Raw genomic sequence first — 17,948 nt, 5'->3', positions numbered from 1 at the left:
TAAGGTTATTTGAAAATCTTCCTCTCATTCAACGCTTTCCAATACTTCCTTGCATTTGTCATGTGATCGGCATAATTGGATGCAAAGTTGTGTGTGCCCGAAAAGTCTTCTTTAGCACACATATAAATATAGTCATGCTTTGTATAGTTGAGCACACTCTCAATGCCTTTCTTGGTAGGAATGCGGATGGGTCCGGGTGGTAGCCCTGTATTTATATAAGTATTATAAGGAGAGTTTATCTGAAGATTTTCGTTGCTGATGCGTCGCAAAGCAAAGTCCTGCAAAGCAAATTTGACAGTCGGATCGGCCTGTAAGGGCATATTCATGTACAGACGGTTCATATATAATCCTGCTACCACCGGCTTTTCTTCATTATTGTTCGTTTCTTCTTCGACTATGGAAGCCAATGTGCAAACTTCTGTGGGGGTCATCCCAAGAATAGAGGCCTGAGCCATTCGTTTGTCATTCCAAAATAGTTCATGTTCTTTTTGCATCCGCTTGAAAAAATCCTCTACGCTCATGTTCCAATATACTTGATAGGTCTCAGGAATGAAGAGACAAGGCAAAGTTGCGTTATTATATCCTATCTGGAGTTGAAAAGTGGAATCGAACATTTGTCGGGCAATTTCGGCAGAGTCTATCATCAATTGCTTGCCTATATTCCGAGCCAATCTGTCCAAGGTTCTGACACTTCCGATAGTCAGATTCACAGGTTCCTGATGTCCTCGATATAAGCGGCTGAAGACATGATATGCATTATCTTGTGGACGAATTGCATAGCGTCCGGTACGCACTTGGAAAGGAGGGCTTTTGTATCGGACCAACCATTTGAGGCCTATAAGGTTGGCGGCAGAGCCATTTTTTTCTATCTTATTATATATGGAATCCGCCGTATCGTCACGGTCTACATAGACATATACGGTTTTGGACGGATGAAGTTGAGGATAGAATAAATAATAATATACTATTCCTCCACTCACGATGCCAAGTAAAATAATTCCAGTGAAAACCCATTGCAGAATTCTTTTCTTCCTTACCATAATCATTGTATAATAGATGCGTTACTCTTTTCTCGGGTTCAAAGATAAGAAGAATTTAATAGAAAATAGTCCGTGAAAAATGTATTTTTTGTTCTATCTTTAGTTGACAGGTGCAATGTCTATAAAAGCTATATATAGCTGTTCTTACATTTGTTTTGCTTTCTTCTTTTTAGGATAAACAGACTGAAAATGATGAGTTTTTGGTATTTATTTTGTAATTACATGTTTTTTTTGTATCTTTGTCCCCGATATTGGACTACTCCAATTGCTGTTCAGCTTAATAGATTAAGTTGATAAATTAATTTATGAACAATCATTGATAATAATAATGAGAAAAACTCTTTTTTGTGGAGTACTATTAACCTCTTTCCTTAACATGAATATAAATAAGATTATGGAAACAGTTTTAGAACTGTGATTTCTGTAATTAAACCTACATTTTCCCATCAGTTATTTTACAGTCAACCGATTTTGTGGATGTGAGCCGAGAAGAAAGAGTAACTTTTTGTAAATCTAATAGATATGCAGAAGTAAAACCTTTCATACGATTTTAGATTGTATGTAAGCGTAAGAAACGGTCCACTATCTTCACAGACCGTATGACCGTATGAAAAGTTTAAGCTCTTCTTTTAAAACATTTATGCATGTAGATTGTTCGTTTGTATTTGAAACTTAAGTGCTATATAACAAAACTTTTTTTCTATTTTATTGTTGAATATAATGTAACTTTTAAAAAGAATTTTTATGAAGAAGATTTTTATTTTTGCTATGTTTGGCTTTTTGGCTGTTTCTGCTTCAAGCCAGAATTTATTGCAAGGTAGTAAGGTTTTTGATAATTGGTCTATGGGTATAAACGTTGGCGGAGTGACACCCCTTACTCACAGTGCATTTTTTAAAAACATGCGCCCTGCAGTAGGAGTTGAAATCGGTAAGCAATTGACGCCGATTGTCGGTTTTACTATCGAAGGTATGGGATATATCAATACCACTGAAAGCCATACGGCATTCGACAATTCAAATGTGAGTTTATTAGGTAGAGTGAATTTAAATAATCTGTTTGGTTCATATCAAGGTGCTCCTCGTTGTTTTGAAATGGAAGCTGTAGCTGGTGCTGGTTGGTTGCATTTTTATGGAAATGTTTTAGAAAGCCGTAACTTTTTGAGTTCCAAAGTTGGTTTGAACTTCAACTTTAATCTGGGTGAAAGAAAAGCTTGGACTCTGGCTTTGAAACCTGCATTGGTATATGCTCTGGGAGGCAATCAGGCAATGCCTAGTCTGAAGTTCAACGCTAACAATGCTACTGTTGAAGTTTTGGCAGGATTAACTTATCATTTCAGAGGCAGTAATGGTGAACATCATATGTCATTCGGAAGAGCTTACGATCAGGCAGAAGTGGATATATTGAACGCAAGAGTAAATGAATTGCGTGGTCAGGCCCAAGACACAGAAGCTTCATTGATGGAAGCTAATCGCAGGGTAGGCGAGTTGCAACAGCAATTGGAGGAATGCCGTAATAAAAAACCGATAGTTCAGACCGTTACTGAAAAATCTCAGATGTTGGAATCTGTAGTAACTTTCCGTCAGGGAAGAACTACAATTGATGCTTCTCAGCTTCCTAATGTGGAGCGTATTGCTGTGTATTTGAATAAATATCCGGAATCTACAGTGGTTATTAAGGGGTATGCCTCTCCGGAAGGCAGCCAAGAGGTGAACGATAGAATTGCCAGACAGCGTGCCGAAGTTGTTAAGAATACTTTGATCAAGAGATATAAAATTTCTGCTGCTCGTATTTCGACCGAAGGACAAGGCGTTGGCGATATGTTTTCTGAGCCTGATTGGAATCGCGTAAGTATCTGTACTATTAAGGAAGCCCAAAAATAAATAGTTTTTTAGCCGACAATCATTTTTCTTTGTATTTAAAAAACTTGTGATTAATGATAGAAAAGGAGACTGTCTTTCGGGATAGTCTCTTTTGTTTTGTATAGAATTCGATTTGTATCCTGCAGATATCGGTTCAACAAAAAAGAAGAGATAAGAAACAAAAGTTCATTCCACCTCGCTTCTTATCTCTTTTTTTGAGCCGATAACCAGACTTGAACTGGTGACCTACGCGTTACGAATGCGTTGCTCTACCAACTGAGCTATATCGGCATTTCCTTTTATTACGGCGTGCAAAATTACAGCTTTATTTGAAAAAACAAAAGGATTTTGAATCTTTTTGCATGCAAAAACTAAAATAATATTGTTTGCTTTTCCGTATTCTCTCTTTTGGATAATAAAGAGAAGTAAGCACTCTGGAGGATATATTTCAGCTTTCAAACATTCTGCTACGCGCCAACATGCATGCGCCAATAATGCCCGCTCTGTCTTTTAATTTAGACGTAAGGATGGCCGAGTCTTTGTTTACTAAATTGAGCGAATATTTGCGAACCGCTGTTTTGATAGGTTGGGTTAAATAATCTCCTGTCATTGAGAGGGTCCCTCCGATTACAACCAGTTCTGGATTGAATATATTGATTAGTCCCGCAATCTGTTTGCCTAATTTTTGCCCTATTTCTTCTATTATTTCGATACAGAGCACATCTTCTTTGTTTACTGCTGAGATTATCTCGTCAAGAGTAAGCGGATTATCTTTCATTGCAATTCGTTCGGATAGAATAGAGTTTTCACCCTTTTGAACTCGTTCAATCAATATGCGGTGCAAGGCAGAGCCGGAGGTTTCCGTCTCCAGACATCCTTTTTTTCCGCAATGACAGATGATTTCGTTGTCGAAAACATTTGTATGTCCGAACTCTCCGGAGAACCCGGATTTGCCAGTATATATTTTTCCATCAATAATAATCCCGATTCCAACTCCCCAACTTACATTGACAAATATGATATCTTTTTCTCCTTTTACACACCCTTTTAGAAATTCTCCGTATGTCATTGCTCGTGTATCGTTATCAATACTTACACTATGACCTATTTTTTCAGTCAGAATCTCTGCTAATGGACGTTCCTCAAAATTGAACAAACTGAAACTATATCCTGATTCAGGATTTACTCTTCCGGATATATTTATATTAATGTTGAGTATCTTTTCCGGATTGATATTGATTTTCTCTATAAAAGAGGTTACATGTTTGCAAAGTATATCAAGAGCATCCGGTGTGTTTTCAAACTTATGAGGAATATTCATTTTAAGTTCGACTATATCTCCTTTAAAGTTCATTAATCCGATGTTTATGGAAAATTGTTTGATATCCACACCAATGAAATAGCCTGATTCCGGATTGAGTCCATATAAGCTTGGATGTCTGCCTCCGCTTGTTTCTAATTTCCCATAATCGTTGATATACCCTTCTTCACACATTTCGCTGATGAATTTGGTAACCGTCGGAACACTTAAATCCATTTCCCGTGCCAAGTCTGTAAGGGTAGAGCTTCCGTTGTATATATAATGCTTGATGATCTTCTTCTTCTGGAGGGCATTCTTGGTGCCAAGCTCTATTTCTTTTAGCAGGTGCTGTTTCATATTTTCAGTATTCTTCTTATATTAATAAACGCAAATATACTAATTTTATCTTCTATTCTACTGTAAATAAAATAATTTTCTATTTAGGTTTTCTTTTGCATTCGTTTAATGTTTCATAGCAGGTGTTTCTATATTCAATGAATATTGTTGCATTCTTCCATTGTGTTAGTTTATAAATACTTTACTTCGAGAAATGAAGATAATCCCGGTTGATTTTTATTTCAGTTGACTTGGGATCTTCTTTTGCATGTTTTTTCTTCTATGTTGTGTCGATTACTTTTCTTTTTAATTAAAAGGGCGGCATATATACAAGTATTTTATTAAATTCTTGTGTGTAGATGAAAAAAGTTTTATGTTTGCAAAACTTTATTATTTGCATAACATAAAACGTTCTTTTTTATGAAAGATAAAAACATTTATCCCTGGGTTTTAGTTGGCTTATTATGGGGAGTGGCATTGCTTAATTATATGGATCGTCAGATGCTTTCTACCATGCAAGAGGCTATGAAGATTGATATTGTCGAACTAAATAAGGCTGAGGCTTTCGGAGCCTTAATGGCTGTTTTTCTATGGATTTATGGATTTATGAGTCCTGTTGCAGGAATGATTGCCGATCGGGTTAGTCGTAAATGGCTGGTAATAGGTAGTTTGTTTGTGTGGTCGGCTGTTACTTTTTTAATGGGATATGCCGAGAGTTTCCGCCAACTTTATTGGCTTCGCGCCATAATGGGAGTAAGTGAAGCATTATATATTCCGGCAGGTTTATCGTTGATTGCGGATTGGCATCAAGGAAAGTCTCGCTCTTTGGCGGTAGGAGTGCATATGACGGGGCTTTATGCCGGGCAAGCCATCGGAGGTTTTGGAGCAACGGCCGCCGCTGCTTTTTCGTGGCAGGCTACTTTTCATTGGTTTGGTATAGTAGGGGTCTTTTATTCTCTTGTTTTGATATTCTTTCTACATGAGAACCGGATACATAATACGGCCCAAAAGCAGTCTGATATACCGGGTAAGAAAAAAGCTTCTTTATTCGGAGGACTGTCTCTTCTCTTCTCTAATTGGGCATTCTGGATCATTCTGTTTTATTTTGCAGCTCCGAGTCTGCCGGGATGGGCCACTAAGAACTGGCTTCCTACACTATTCTCCAGCAGCTTAGGAATCCCGATGTCTGAGGCCGGACCTATCTCTACGATTACCATTGCACTTTCTTGTTTTATCGGTGTGATATCAGGAGGTATTCTTTCCGACCGCTGGGTGCAAAGAAATATTCGTGGACGTGTTTATACCGGCGCTATCGGCTTGGGTATGACGATACCGGCTTTACTCCTACTCGGTTTTGGACATAGTTTTGTCAGTGTGATCGGTGCAGGTTTGCTCTTTGGCATTGGCTTTGGTATTTTTGATGCTAACAATATGCCTATTCTTTGTCAGTTTGTATCGACCAAGCATCGGGCAACCGCTTATGGAATTATGAATATGACGGGTGTCTTTGCCGGGGCTGCGGTGACAGAAGTATTGGGCAAATGGACAGATGGAGGTAACTTAGGTTTGGGATTTGCCCTGTTGAGTGTAGTGGTAGCTGTAGCTTTGGCATTGCAAATTTATTTTTTACGTCCCACTACGGATAATATGGAAGATTGAATACTTATAATAACGTTAAAAAATAGTATGGTTATGGAACGAATTATTGGACTTATCGATGCACCGTTCACACCTTTTTACGAGAATGGTGAAGTGAATCTTGAACCGATTGAAAGATATGCTAAAATGTTAGTAAAGAACGGACTGCAAGGAGTTTTCATCAATGGTTCGTCGGGTGAAGGGTATATGTTGGCAGAAGAAGAGAGAATGAAGTTGGCCGAACGCTGGATCTCTGTTGCTCCCGAGGGTTTTAAAGTAATAGTGCATGTGGGAAGCTGTTGTGTGAAAGCAAGTCGGATGTTGGCAGAACACGCGCAAAAAATCGGCGCTTGGGGCATTGGTGCCATGGCTCCTCCATTCCCTAAAATCGGACGTGTTGAAGAGCTGGTGAAATATATTGAAGAAATAGCTTCGGGTGCTCCGAATCTTCCTTTTTATTATTATCATATACCAGCTTTCAACGGCGCTTTCTTGCCGATGGTGAAATTGCTTGAAGCGGTAGACGGGCGTGTACCGAACTTTGCAGGTATTAAATATACATTCGAAAGCATGTATGAGTATAACCAGTGCCGTTTGTATAAGGGGGGGAAATATGATATGCTGCACGGGCAGGACGAAACAATCCTTCCATGTCTCGCTATGGGTGGAGCTCGTGGAGGCATCGGCGGAACAACCAATTACAATGGTCGCGAGCTGGTAGGCATTATCGAAGCGTGGGAGAAAGGGGATTTGGAATTGGCCCGCGAACGTCAGAATTTCTCTCAGGAAGTGATTAATGTGATCTGCCATTTCCGGGGAAATATTGTGGGCGGAAAACGCATTATGAAATTAATAGGTTTAGATTTGGGCAAAAACCGTACTCCTTTCCAGAATATGACCGACGAAGAAGAGCGACAAATGAAATTGGAGTTGGAGGCTATCGGATTTTTCGACCGATGCAATAAATTTTAAGTATCAAGTGTATGAACGTGACTGAATACTTGACATCATGGTCTGCATCTTATAAAGATGACTTGGAAAATAACATTATGCCGTTCTGGCTTAAGAACGGTCTCGACCGTAAACATGGCGGTGTGTATACTTGTGTCGATAGAGACGGAACTTTGATGGATACTACCAAATCTGTATGGTTCCAAGGTCGTTTCGGCTTTATATCGGCTTATGCTTACAATCATATTGAGAAGAACCCCGAATGGCTGGAGGCGTCGAAGAGTTGTATCGACTTTCTTGAAGCCCATTGTTTTGACAAAGACAGGCACATGTTTTTCGAAGTGACCGAAGACGGACGCCCGTTGCGTAAACGCCGCTATGTCTTTTCCGAAGGATTTGCCGCCATTGCCCTGGCAGAATACGCCGCGGCGACGGGAGAGAAAAAATATGCGGAGAGAGCTTTGGAAATATTTAAGCGTACACAATACTTTCTGAATACTCCGGGACTCCTGGAACCTAAATATCTTCCGGCATTAGAGGCTCGCGGACATTCTATTACCATGATTCTGATCAATACGGCTGCCCGTATTCGTGAAGTTATTAGCGACCCGGTGTTGGATAGGCAGATCGATGAATCGATTGCGGCATTGAGGAAATATTTCATTCATCCGGAGTTTAAAGCCTTACTTGAGATGGTCGGACCGCAGGGCGAACTTATCGATACTTGCAACGGACGTGTGATCAATCCGGGGCACTGCATTGAAACAGCATGGTTTATTATGGAAGAAGCGCGTTATCGGAACGATGACAACGAGCTTATGCAGTTGGCTCTCCAAATTCTCGACTGGTCATGGGAGTGGGGATGGGACAAAGAGTTTGGCGGAATCATTAATTTCCGCGATTGCCGCAACTTTCCTCCGCAAGACTATTCGCAGGATATGAAATTTTGGTGGCCGCAAACCGAAGCTATCATCGCTACTCTTTACGCCTACAAAATGACCCGCGATGAGAAGTACCTTGAAATGCATAAACAAATTAGTGAATGGACTTATGCGCATTTCCCCGATAAGGAATATGGAGAGTGGTATGGTTATCTTCGTCGCGACGGTTCGGTAGCGCAACCTGCTAAAGGAAATATTTTCAAAGGGCCTTTTCACATCCCTCGAATGATGATCCGCAGTCACTTGCTTTGTGAGGAGATTCTTAAAAGCAGGTAATAGCAAGTTCTATCTATCCATCCATTTTTTAACTTTCTTCTTTTTCGCCTTTCTGAGAAAAAGAAGAAAGTTTTTTTATTTCGTTTCCTCACACCGCAAGATAATATTTTTAGATATCCGCCGAAACAGGGAGAATAGGAGAGAAGAAGATTCTTCATCATGCCGGTAATATATTACCGTCATGATGGCTATATATTACCGGCATGGTGGCTATATATTGCCAGCGTGGTAGCCATATATTGCCAGCGTGGTAGCCATATATTGTCAGCGTGGTAGCCATATATATCCACCGTGGTGACTATATATGGAATAGAAGTTCATTATATTTTGATTAAGGTATGGGAAAAAATAATAATATTCTAGCTATCCGGAGGCAAAGAGATACCTGAAAAAGAAGCTTTTTGAAGTTAATGGCGCTTTTGGAGATATCTTTTTATGAATAACAAACCTTTTACACGTATGATATTCCACTAAGAATTTCACTTGAGATTTATGAATATTTTTGTCTTATTCTGTTTAAAACAAAATCTTTTTAGTTTATCTCATTTTTGTAGCTTTTGGATGATATTAATAATATTTGCGGATTTTAATTTGTAGTTTTTGATTATAGGTAATTTTATTTAGTGATTTTATATGTTGTATATCACTTTTAATAATAATTTTTTTTATTATAATTTGTTTTTATTATAAATATAGCTATGTTTGTAGCAGAGTTTTAGCCAAAAAGAATGTTAACCTATTATTGTAAGCATGAAAAACCTATATTTCCTTTTTTGCATTCTTATTTTTGTCTTGATTTTTACATCTTGCAAGCGTTCGGATGTAAACCGGACAGATGTCTTGGTTGTAGGCGGCGGCGCCAGTGGCATGACATCAGGTATACAAGCTGCCCGAATGGGGGTGAATGTATTGATAATCGAAGAAACGGCTTGGTTGGGTGGCATGTTGACCTCGGCAGGGGTCAGCGCTGTGGACGGTAACTATAATTTACCGGCAGGATTATGGGGCGAATTTAAAGACAGGTTATCCGATTATTATGGAGGAATAGACTCTCTCAAGACGGGATGGGTAAGCCATGTCCTTTTCGAGCCTTCGGTCGGCAATAATATTTTTCATGAAATGGCTGCTGCGGAAAAGAACCTGCGCATATGGAAAAACACCTTTTTGAAGACTGTGAAAAAAGAGCAGAACGAATGGATTGTTGAAGTACTGACAGAGGATCAGAAAACGAAGACTATCCGTGCAGAGATATTGATTGATGCAACCGAATTAGGAGATATTGCCAAGATGTGTGGAGTGAAATACGACATTGGGATGGAGAGCCGTAGCGACACACAAGAAGATGTGGCTCCTGAAAAATCGAATGATATCGTGCAGGATATGACTTATGTAGCCATACTGAAAGATTATGGGAAAGATGTAACGATTCCCCGCCCTGAAGGATATGATCCCGCAGTGTTTGCCTGCGCCTGTGATAACTCGCTGTGTTTGTCACCGAAAGAACCCGACCGCTTGTGGTCTAAGGAGATGATGATTACTTATGGGAAACTTCCCAACCATAAATATATGATTAATTGGCCCATAGAGGGGAATGATTATTACGTCAATCTGATAGAAAAAACACCGGAAGAGCGTGCCAAGGCATTGGAGCTTGCAAAGCATCACACAATGTGCTTTGTCTACTTCCTCCAACACGAGCTGGGGTATAACACGTTGGGGCTGGCGGATGACGAATATCCTACGGCAGACCGTTTACCTTTTATTCCTTATCACAGGGAATCACGCAGGATTCATGGGCTCGTCAGGTTTACCCTGAATGACGTGACAGCCCCTTATGAGCAAAAACAAAAATTATACCGTACTGCCATTGCAGTAGGCGATTATCCGGTAGACCACCATCACACCCGCTATCATGGTCATGAGGAATTGCCGAATCTTTATTTTCATCCGATACCTTCGTACGGTCTTCCGTTAGGAGTATTGATTCCCCTTAACGTAGAAGGACTCATCGTTGCGGAAAAATCTATATCTGTTTCTAATATAATTAACGGAACCACACGTTTGCAACCGGTTGTCCTGCAGATCGGACAGGCAGCCGGAGCATTGGCGGCTTTGAGCGTGAAGAAAAAATGCGCAATCGGACAAGTTCCTGTCCGCGAAGTCCAAAATGCAGTTTTACATGCGAAAGGTTACCTGCTTCCTTATTTGGATGTTCCCGTTTCGGATGTGAAGTTCATTCCTTATCAGCGTATCGGGGCTACAGGAATACTCAAAGGAGTAGGGAAAAATGTAGGATGGAGCAATCAGACTTGGCTAAGAGCGGATACACTTTTATTAATTTCCGAGTTGGATGGTTTGTTTGAAATATACCCGAAATCAAAAGAAATATTTGAGAAAAAGAGCGCAGAAACCTTAAGCATCCAAGAAGCCGTTTCACTTGTCAGGAACATCTCCGAAACGGAAGGTTTGGATGCAACCGTCGACTTGGATGAAATATGGCGGAATTATGGTTTACAGAATCTTAACCCTAAACGAGATATTCTAAGAGGAGAGATGGCACTGCTTATCGATCAGGTTTTAGATCCTTTCAATAGAAAGCAGGTGAATATAACCGGAGAATATATCGAATGAGATTGCTTAGTAGTAATATCGCTGATATAATAAAAAAGAGGAAACAATGAGAGAAAATAATCGCAGAGACTTTTTAAAGAGTGCAGCTTTGGCGGGAGCTTCGGCTTTCATCGCCCCTTCGTTGCTGGCTAAAGAGAGTAATAAAACCGGAATTCCTTCTCCGGAGCAGATGCCGGAAGAATGGATGGGAGATGGTCGTTTGATTGTTCCAAAGAAGAACGGTTTAAACATTACGGGGACCTTTTTGGATGAGATTTCCCACGATATTCCTCATCAGAATTGGGGAGAGAAGGAATGGGACCTCGATTTTCAATACATGAAGCGAATCGGAATCGATACGGTAATCATGATTCGCTCCGGATATCGTAAATTTATAACTTATCCTTCTCCTTATTTATTGAATAAAGGTTGTTATATGCCATCAGTCGACTTGTTGGATATGTTTTTGCGATTGGCGGAGAAGTATAAAATGAAGTTTTATTTTGGTCTGTACGACTCCGGCCGTTATTGGGATACAAAGGATTTAAGCTGGGAAATCGAGGATAATAAGTATGTGATTGACGAGGTATGGAAAATGTACGGCGAAAAATACAAGAGCTTCGGAGGCTGGTATATCAGTGGAGAAATCAGCCGGCAGACTAAAGGGGCTATAGATGCTTTTCATGCCATGGGGAAACAGTGTAAGGATGTTTCGAACGGACTGCCTACATTCATTTCTCCTTGGATTGATGGGAAAAAGGCCATTATGGGTACTAATAAACTGACGAATGAAGATGCTGTTTCTGTGCAGCAACACGAGAAAGAGTGGAATGAGATATTCGATGGGATTCATGATGTGGTAGATGCGTGCGCTTTTCAAGACGGACATATCGATTATGATGAATTAGATGCTTTTTTCTCGGTAAATAAAAAACTGGCGGATAAGTATGGCATGCAATGCTGGACTAATGCGGAATCTTTCGATCGCGATATGCCTATTAATTTTCTTCCTATTAAGTTTGATAAGCTCCGGATGAAACTGGAAGCTGCCAAACGGGCGGGATATGATAAAGCGATAACGTTCGAGTTCTCTCACTTTATGAGTCCCCAATCGGCATATTTGCAGGCAGGACATTTATATGACAGATACAGAGAATATTTCGAAATAAAGTAAGGCTATGAAGACTGATGTTAATTTCGGCTATCTTATCTTCCTTTCGGTCGTTGCCGCGTTAGGGGGATTTCTGTTCGGGTATGATACGGCTGTCATATCAGGAACGATTGCTCAGGTTACGAATCTCTTTCATCTGGATGCTTTACAACAGGGATGGTATGTGGGGTGTGCATTGGTCGGGTCTATTGTAGGTGTTCTGTTTGCTGGAATTTTAAGTGACAAGCTGGGACGTAAACTCACTATGATTATTTCTGCCGTTTTATTCTCCACTTCTGCCTTGGGCTGCGCTCTTTGCGTTGATTTTACTCAGTTGGTGATTTATCGCATTATCGGAGGAATAGGAATTGGTATTGTATCTATTGTTTCACCCCTTTATATTTCTGAGGTTTCCGTTGCGGAATATAGAGGGCGATTGGTTTCTTTGTATCAGTTGGCTGTGACTGTTGGTTTTTTAGGTGCGTATTTGGTCAATTATCAATTGTTGGCTTGGTCCGAAAGCGGCGTTCGGTTGAGCATGGCTTGGTTGCAGAAGATATTTGTCTCCGAAGTATGGCGAGGTATGCTTGGCATGGAGACACTTCCGGCGGTATTATTCTTTATCATCATCTTTTTTATTCCCGAAAGTCCCCGCTGGTTGATAGTAAAAGGGCAAGAGTCCAAAGCTTTGAATATTCTAGATAGAATATACCATTCATTGTCTCTTGCAAAACACCAGCTATCCGAAACAAAGTCAGTTTTAACTTCGGAGAGTAGATCCGAGTGGTCTCTTCTTCTGAGACCCGGAATCTTCAAGGCTGTTATAATTGGCGTATGTATTGCTATTTTGGGGCAGTTCATGGGAGTAAATGCCGTATTGTATTACGGTCCTTCTATTTTTGAAAATGCAGGTCTTTCGGGCGGAGACTCTCTGTTTTATCAAGTACTTGTGGGGCTCGTGAATATGCTGACTACTATTCTGGCTTTGGTTATAATAGATAAGGTCGGGCGTAAACAACTTGTGTATTATGGAGTATCGGGAATGATCGCTTCCCTTATTCTGATAGGACTTTATTTCCTTTTTGGCGATTCATGGGGAGTTTCGAGCCTCTTTCTGCTCTCCTTCTTTTTGTTTTATGTATTTTGCTGTGCAGTCTCTATCTGCGCTGTGATCTTCGTGCTGTTGTCCGAGATGTATCCCACTAAAGTGCGTGGATTGGCAATGTCTATCGCAGGATTTGCTCTTTGGGTCGGAACGTATCTTATCGGACAACTCACTCCTTGGTTGCTTCAGAATCTCACTCCCGCCGGGACATTTTTCCTGTTTGCTGTTATGTGTGTCCCTTACATGCTTATAGTATGGAAGCTGATACCCGAAACTGCCGGAAAGTCACTTGAAGAGATAGAACGCTATTGGACACGTTCGAAGCAGGAGAATATAAGGCTTTAACCAAGTTGTAGACAATATGCTTCTCTGTCTCCATATAGCGGTAAAAGTAGGGAAGAGAAGGGATGGGAGGGTATGATGTTTTTCAGGAAACAGAGTTCTTAAGGTGTTTACTGTGTAATTATTGAATAATGAAATTATGGTAGGACGTCGTAATTTTCTTAAAACAGCAGCAACAGCATGTTCATTGGTTGTCGGAAGCAGGTTTCTGACAGCTTGTTCCTCTTTTAATAATAAGAGGAGAGTAAAGAGCGATGAATCTTTAGATTCGTTTGCGACACCTCATGTGATGAAAGGTATGCCCATAACAGCTACTTTTTTAGATGAAATAAGTTGGGATATTCCCCATCAGAACTGGGGAGCAAAAGAGTGGGACACGGATTTCAGGGCAATGAAAAAGATGGGGATTAACACAGTTGTTCTGATTCGTGCCGGATTGGGGAAATGGATTGCTTCTCCTTTCAAATCGCTGTTGGAGAAAGAGGCCGTATATTATCCGCCTGTCGATTTGGTCGAAATGTTTCTGACGCTATCTGATAAATATGATATGGCATTTTACTTTGGAATGTATGATTCTGGAAAGTATTGGCAAGAGGGGTTGTTTCAGAAAGAAATAGATCTGAATATGTATCTCATCGATGAGGTCTGGAAGAAATACGGTCACCATAAATCATTTAAGGGGTGGTACTTGTCGCAGGAGATAAGTCGGCGCACTAAAAACATGTCAAAAATATATGCGGAGGTTGGTAAACATGCCAAAGCGGTATCCGGTAATCTGACCACGTTGGTTTCTCCTTATATTCATGGAATAAAAACGGATCAAGTCATGGCAGGTGACAAAGCATTGTCTGTAAAAGAACATGAGGAAGAATGGGATGAAATTTTGCATAATGTAAAAGGAGCTGTTGATATTCTTGCATTTCAAGACGGCCAAGTTGACTACCATGAATTATATGACTATTTGCTTGTCAATAAAAAACTGGCTGATAAATATGGCATGAGGTGCTGGACCAATATTGAATCTTTCGACCGAGATATGCCAATTCGCTTTTTACCCATCAAATGGGAAAAACTACTTTTGAAATTGGAGGCCGCAAGAAAAGCAGGAATGGAAAATGCAATAACGTTTGAGTTTTCTCACTTTATGAGTCCAAATTCTGCATATTTACAAGCGGGGCATCTATACAACAGATATTGTGAACATTTTATACAATAAACCTATCTAATATTATAATGCAATGAAAAAAAGAATCAGATGGAATGCGAGGTTTATAACCTCATTGATTATCGCATTTATGTGTAGCATTAATATCTCTGCACAAAATGTGATAAAAGGGACTGTAACCGATGGTAATGATGAACCGTTGCCCGGAGTTTCTGTGGCTGTGAAAGGTACTACGATAGGTACTGTTACAGATATTAATGGTAAGTACAGTATTAACGCTAAAGATAAAGATATATTAATCTTTTCTTACATTGGAATGACTACCCAAGAAGTTAGAGTAAATGGGCGTAGTTCCGTTTCGGTTAAAATGAAAGATGATGTGGCTTCTTTGGATGAGATTGTAGTTGTGGGATACGGAACACAAAAACGAGGCAGTATTACCGGAGCTGTATCTACCGTGTCTGATAAAGAATTACTGAAAGCTCCGACAATGAGTATCAGTAATATTGTAGGATCGCGCATTGCGGGAGTAGCTGCCGTGCAGTCCAGCGGACAGCCCGGATCGGATAATGCTGCTTTAACCATGCGTGGACAAGACGGTATAATTTATGTAATTGACGGAATCCGGCGCACTTCTGCCGACTTTAATGGATTAGACCCGAATGTAATAGAATCTGTTTCTATTCTAAAGGATGCTTCTGCCGTGGCAGTATACGGCCTTGATGCAAGTGGGGCGTTTATCGTGACCACCAAGAAAGGACAAGTAGATAAAATGTCTATCACATATACCGGAACCGTAGGTATCAGTCAAAATGCTGCTCAACAACAATGGTTGGACGGACCGGGATATGCTTATTGGTATAATAAGGCCCGTGAATTGCAGGGCGATCCTATTGTTTTTACTAATAAGATGGTACAAAAAATGAGAGAAGGCAAAGACGGTTGGGGAAACACTAACTGGTATGATAAGATTTATGGGACAGGTACCCGGACTCACCATAATATATCAGCTACCGGTGGTAGTGAAAGGATTAAGTTTTTCGCTTCCATAGGTTATTTAAAAGAAAACGGAAATATCGACAACTATAATTATGAGCGATTGAATCTTCGCTCTAATATTGATGCTAAGTTGACTAAGAGTTTGACTTTTCAGTTAGGTGTCTCCGGACGTGTTGAAAAAAGAAATGCTCCGCGCTATTCTGCTAATCCGAACGATTGGCATAATGTGCCGCAGCAAATCATTAGAGCTTTGCCTTATGTGCCTGACACTTACGAATATCAAGGGAAACGTTATAATGTCTCTACACCAACAGCTTCTTCTCCGGTAGCACCATTGGCGTCTATTAATGAATCAGGATATAGTAGATCTAATTATTCTTATTTTCAATCCAACTTTGTTCTGCAATATGATGCTCCTTGGTTAAAAGGTTTGAGTTTTAAGTTTCAAGGTGCTTATGATCTGACCTTTACTTTTAGTAAGATATTAAATAATCCTTATGACGTGATGATAATGAATCTTCCTACGGCAGACTCTTCGGAGTTAACTTATCATAAAGGCTATGATGCCGTAGGCAACACTATAAGCTTGAGTGAGGCTGCTTCTCGCGGGTATGCATTTACTACACAAACAAGTATTGTCTATAATAATAAGTTCGACAAACATTCAGTTGGAGGCTTGTTATTGGCAGAGACTCGTGAGAACAAGAGTAATGCTTTGAGTGCAACCGGATATGGATTAGACTTTATTCAATTGGATGAACTTAATAAAATAACAAATCGGACGGGAGACGGATCTGAAAAATATCCGGGCATAGGTGGTTATAGTGGCCATAGGCGTGTCGCAGGTTTTGTGGGACGTTTGAATTATAATTATGATGATAAATATTATTTGGAAGCATCCTTGCGTTACGATGGTAGTTATTTGTTCGGTGGAATGAATAAACGTTGGATAACATTACCGGGTATATCTGTTGGTTGGAGAATTAATAAAGAAGATTGGTTTAACGTCTCTTCGGTTATAAATAATCTTAAGTTTAGAATCGGTGCAGGAAAAACGGCAACAAGTAATTTAAAGCCTTTTCAATGGAGAAATTTGATGAATTTATCAAAAAATGCGATTATATTGGGAGGAAGTAGCCAGTCAATGCTGTACGCTTCTGTTTTAGGAAATCCATACTTGAAATGGTCTGAATGCTTAAATTACAACTTGGGAGTTGACGCAACTTTGTGGAATGGTTTATTAGGAGCAGAAATAGATGTTTTTTATAAATATGAATTCGATAAGTTGTCAGGAGTAACCGGTTCATTTTCTCCGTCAAGAGGAGGATATTATTATCAATATGCAAATTCGAACAAATGTGACTATAAAGGCTATGAAATTACTTTAACTCACCATAATAATATTAGAGATTTTAATTATGGAGCTAAATTGATTTGGTCGTATGCGTATGGTCGCTGGCTCAAGTATGCCGGTGATTCTGACAATTCTCCGGAATATCAAAGGGCTACGGGTAAACAGATCGGAGCAAAATATGGGTTTATTGCTGATGGATTGTTTCAGTCAGATGAAGAAATAGCAAATTCTGCCACAGTTAGAGGTTATAAAGCCCTTCCCGGCTATATTAAATATGTCGATAGAAATGGTGACGGTATCATAACAGCAGCTCAAGATCAGGGATATGTAGGCAAAAGTTCTACTCCCACCCACACTGGCTCATTGAATCTTTTTGGTAATTGGAGAGGATTCGATTTGGACTTACTTTTTTCTTGGGGGTTGAATAGTGTTGTAGCATTGACGGGACAATATACCGCTACAGGTTCTGAAGGAGTGCAAGATAATACATCTTTCACAAAGCCATTTTATCATGGCGGAAATTCTCCGACTTTTCTAGTGGAGAACTCATGGACTCCGGAAAATCGTAATGCAGAATTCCCTCGTTTAGAGATTGCCGGACCAAGTAATAATAATGGTTTTTCCTCTACTTTCTGGTATAGGAAAGGTGATTATTTACGCTTGAAAACAGCGCAGTTAGGATATAATTTCCCTAAAAAATGGTTATATTCAACAGGCATACAAGCATTGAGGTTGTATGTGGAAGGATACAATTTGTTTACTCTGAGCAGCCTAATCAAGTATAATATTGATCCGGAATCACCCGCAGTAAACAACGGATACTATCCCCAGCAAAGAACTTATACGATGGGGGTAAAGTTAACATTCTAAAACGAAAAAAT

The 17,948-nt window shown here is 39.9% G+C and carries 11 protein-coding genes and 1 tRNA gene; 9 read left to right on the top strand and 3 right to left on the bottom strand.

What is annotated here, in order from left to right; translation table 11 throughout:
• Nucleotides 1-5: 5 nt before the first annotated feature.
• On the bottom strand, nucleotides 6-1,040 hold the full coding sequence (mltG, locus tag GGR07_RS04475; RefSeq protein WP_034542451.1) for an endolytic transglycosylase MltG: 1,035 nt from the start codon (nucleotides 1,038-1,040) through the stop codon (nucleotides 6-8).
• Nucleotides 1,041-1,784: 744 nt separating this feature from the next.
• Between mltG and GGR07_RS04470 the strand changes: the two genes are divergently transcribed.
• On the top strand, nucleotides 1,785-2,921 hold the full coding sequence (locus GGR07_RS04470) for an OmpA family protein (protein WP_034542358.1): 1,137 nt from the start codon (nucleotides 1,785-1,787) through the stop codon (nucleotides 2,919-2,921).
• A gap of 197 nt (nucleotides 2,922-3,118) precedes the next feature.
• Here GGR07_RS04470 and GGR07_RS04465 read toward each other — a convergent pair.
• Together GGR07_RS04465 and GGR07_RS04460 are read right to left on the bottom strand one after the other, a co-directional pair.
• A tRNA-Thr gene (locus GGR07_RS04465) sits at nucleotides 3,119-3,191 on the bottom strand.
• Nucleotides 3,192-3,348: 157 nt separating this feature from the next.
• The gene (locus GGR07_RS04460) at nucleotides 3,349-4,557 is read right to left on the bottom strand and encodes an ROK family transcriptional regulator (RefSeq protein WP_034542357.1); all 1,209 of its coding nucleotides are present in this window, start codon (nucleotides 4,555-4,557) and stop codon (nucleotides 3,349-3,351) included.
• A 399-nt stretch (nucleotides 4,558-4,956) separates the two neighbouring features.
• Between GGR07_RS04460 and GGR07_RS04455 the strand changes: the two genes are divergently transcribed.
• From GGR07_RS04455 to GGR07_RS04420, 8 genes are all read left to right on the top strand, one after another.
• Nucleotides 4,957-6,195, top strand: a complete 1,239-nt coding sequence (locus tag GGR07_RS04455; RefSeq protein ID WP_021644814.1) for an MFS transporter — start codon at nucleotides 4,957-4,959, stop codon at nucleotides 6,193-6,195.
• A gap of 33 nt (nucleotides 6,196-6,228) precedes the next feature.
• Entirely contained in the window at nucleotides 6,229-7,146 is a 918-nt protein-coding gene (locus tag GGR07_RS04450) for a dihydrodipicolinate synthase family protein (protein ID WP_122056714.1), read from the top strand.
• 11 nt (nucleotides 7,147-7,157) lie between these two features.
• On the top strand, nucleotides 7,158-8,342 hold the full coding sequence (locus tag GGR07_RS04445; protein WP_034542356.1) for an AGE family epimerase/isomerase: 1,185 nt from the start codon (nucleotides 7,158-7,160) through the stop codon (nucleotides 8,340-8,342).
• A gap of 750 nt (nucleotides 8,343-9,092) precedes the next feature.
• A complete protein-coding gene (locus GGR07_RS04440) occupies nucleotides 9,093-10,973 on the top strand; it encodes an FAD-dependent oxidoreductase (RefSeq protein WP_034542355.1) in 1,881 nt (626 codons plus the stop codon).
• A 46-nt stretch (nucleotides 10,974-11,019) separates the two neighbouring features.
• A complete protein-coding gene (locus GGR07_RS04435; protein WP_034542353.1) occupies nucleotides 11,020-12,126 on the top strand; it encodes a DUF4434 domain-containing protein in 1,107 nt (368 codons plus the stop codon).
• Between the two features lie 4 nt (nucleotides 12,127-12,130).
• Nucleotides 12,131-13,552 (top strand): sugar porter family MFS transporter, encoded by a 1,422-nt coding sequence (locus GGR07_RS04430; protein WP_034542352.1) that lies wholly within the window; start codon nucleotides 12,131-12,133, stop codon nucleotides 13,550-13,552.
• 136 nt (nucleotides 13,553-13,688) lie between these two features.
• Nucleotides 13,689-14,765, top strand: coding sequence for a DUF4434 domain-containing protein (locus tag GGR07_RS04425; protein WP_034542350.1), 1,077 nt, complete (start codon nucleotides 13,689-13,691; stop codon nucleotides 14,763-14,765).
• A gap of 22 nt (nucleotides 14,766-14,787) precedes the next feature.
• Nucleotides 14,788-17,937, top strand: coding sequence for a SusC/RagA family TonB-linked outer membrane protein (locus GGR07_RS04420; protein ID WP_034542349.1), 3,150 nt, complete (start codon nucleotides 14,788-14,790; stop codon nucleotides 17,935-17,937).
• The last annotated feature ends 11 nt before the right edge of the window (nucleotides 17,938-17,948 follow it).

Source organism: Bacteroides pyogenes (assembly GCF_014196225.1).
GTDB classification, from domain to species: Bacteria; Bacteroidota; Bacteroidia; order Bacteroidales; family Bacteroidaceae; genus Bacteroides; species Bacteroides pyogenes_A.
Note: the sequence above shows the minus strand (reverse complement) of the source record. Positions and strands in the feature narration are given on the sequence as shown.

Coding starts and splice junctions, on each gene's coding strand:
- mltG (WP_034542451.1), bottom strand. CDS start 1,040: ATGGTAAGGAAGAAAAGAATTCTGCAATGGGTTTTCACTGGAATTATT.
- GGR07_RS04470 (WP_034542358.1), top strand. CDS start 1,785: ATGAAGAAGATTTTTATTTTTGCTATGTTTGGCTTTTTGGCTGTTTCT.
- GGR07_RS04460 (WP_034542357.1), bottom strand. CDS start 4,557: ATGAAACAGCACCTGCTAAAAGAAATAGAGCTTGGCACCAAGAATGCC.
- GGR07_RS04455 (WP_021644814.1), top strand. CDS start 4,957: ATGAAAGATAAAAACATTTATCCCTGGGTTTTAGTTGGCTTATTATGG.
- GGR07_RS04450 (WP_122056714.1), top strand. CDS start 6,229: ATGGAACGAATTATTGGACTTATCGATGCACCGTTCACACCTTTTTAC.
- GGR07_RS04445 (WP_034542356.1), top strand. CDS start 7,158: ATGAACGTGACTGAATACTTGACATCATGGTCTGCATCTTATAAAGAT.
- GGR07_RS04440 (WP_034542355.1), top strand. CDS start 9,093: ATGAAAAACCTATATTTCCTTTTTTGCATTCTTATTTTTGTCTTGATT.
- GGR07_RS04435 (WP_034542353.1), top strand. CDS start 11,020: ATGAGAGAAAATAATCGCAGAGACTTTTTAAAGAGTGCAGCTTTGGCG.
- GGR07_RS04430 (WP_034542352.1), top strand. CDS start 12,131: ATGAAGACTGATGTTAATTTCGGCTATCTTATCTTCCTTTCGGTCGTT.
- GGR07_RS04425 (WP_034542350.1), top strand. CDS start 13,689: ATGGTAGGACGTCGTAATTTTCTTAAAACAGCAGCAACAGCATGTTCA.
- GGR07_RS04420 (WP_034542349.1), top strand. CDS start 14,788: ATGAAAAAAAGAATCAGATGGAATGCGAGGTTTATAACCTCATTGATT.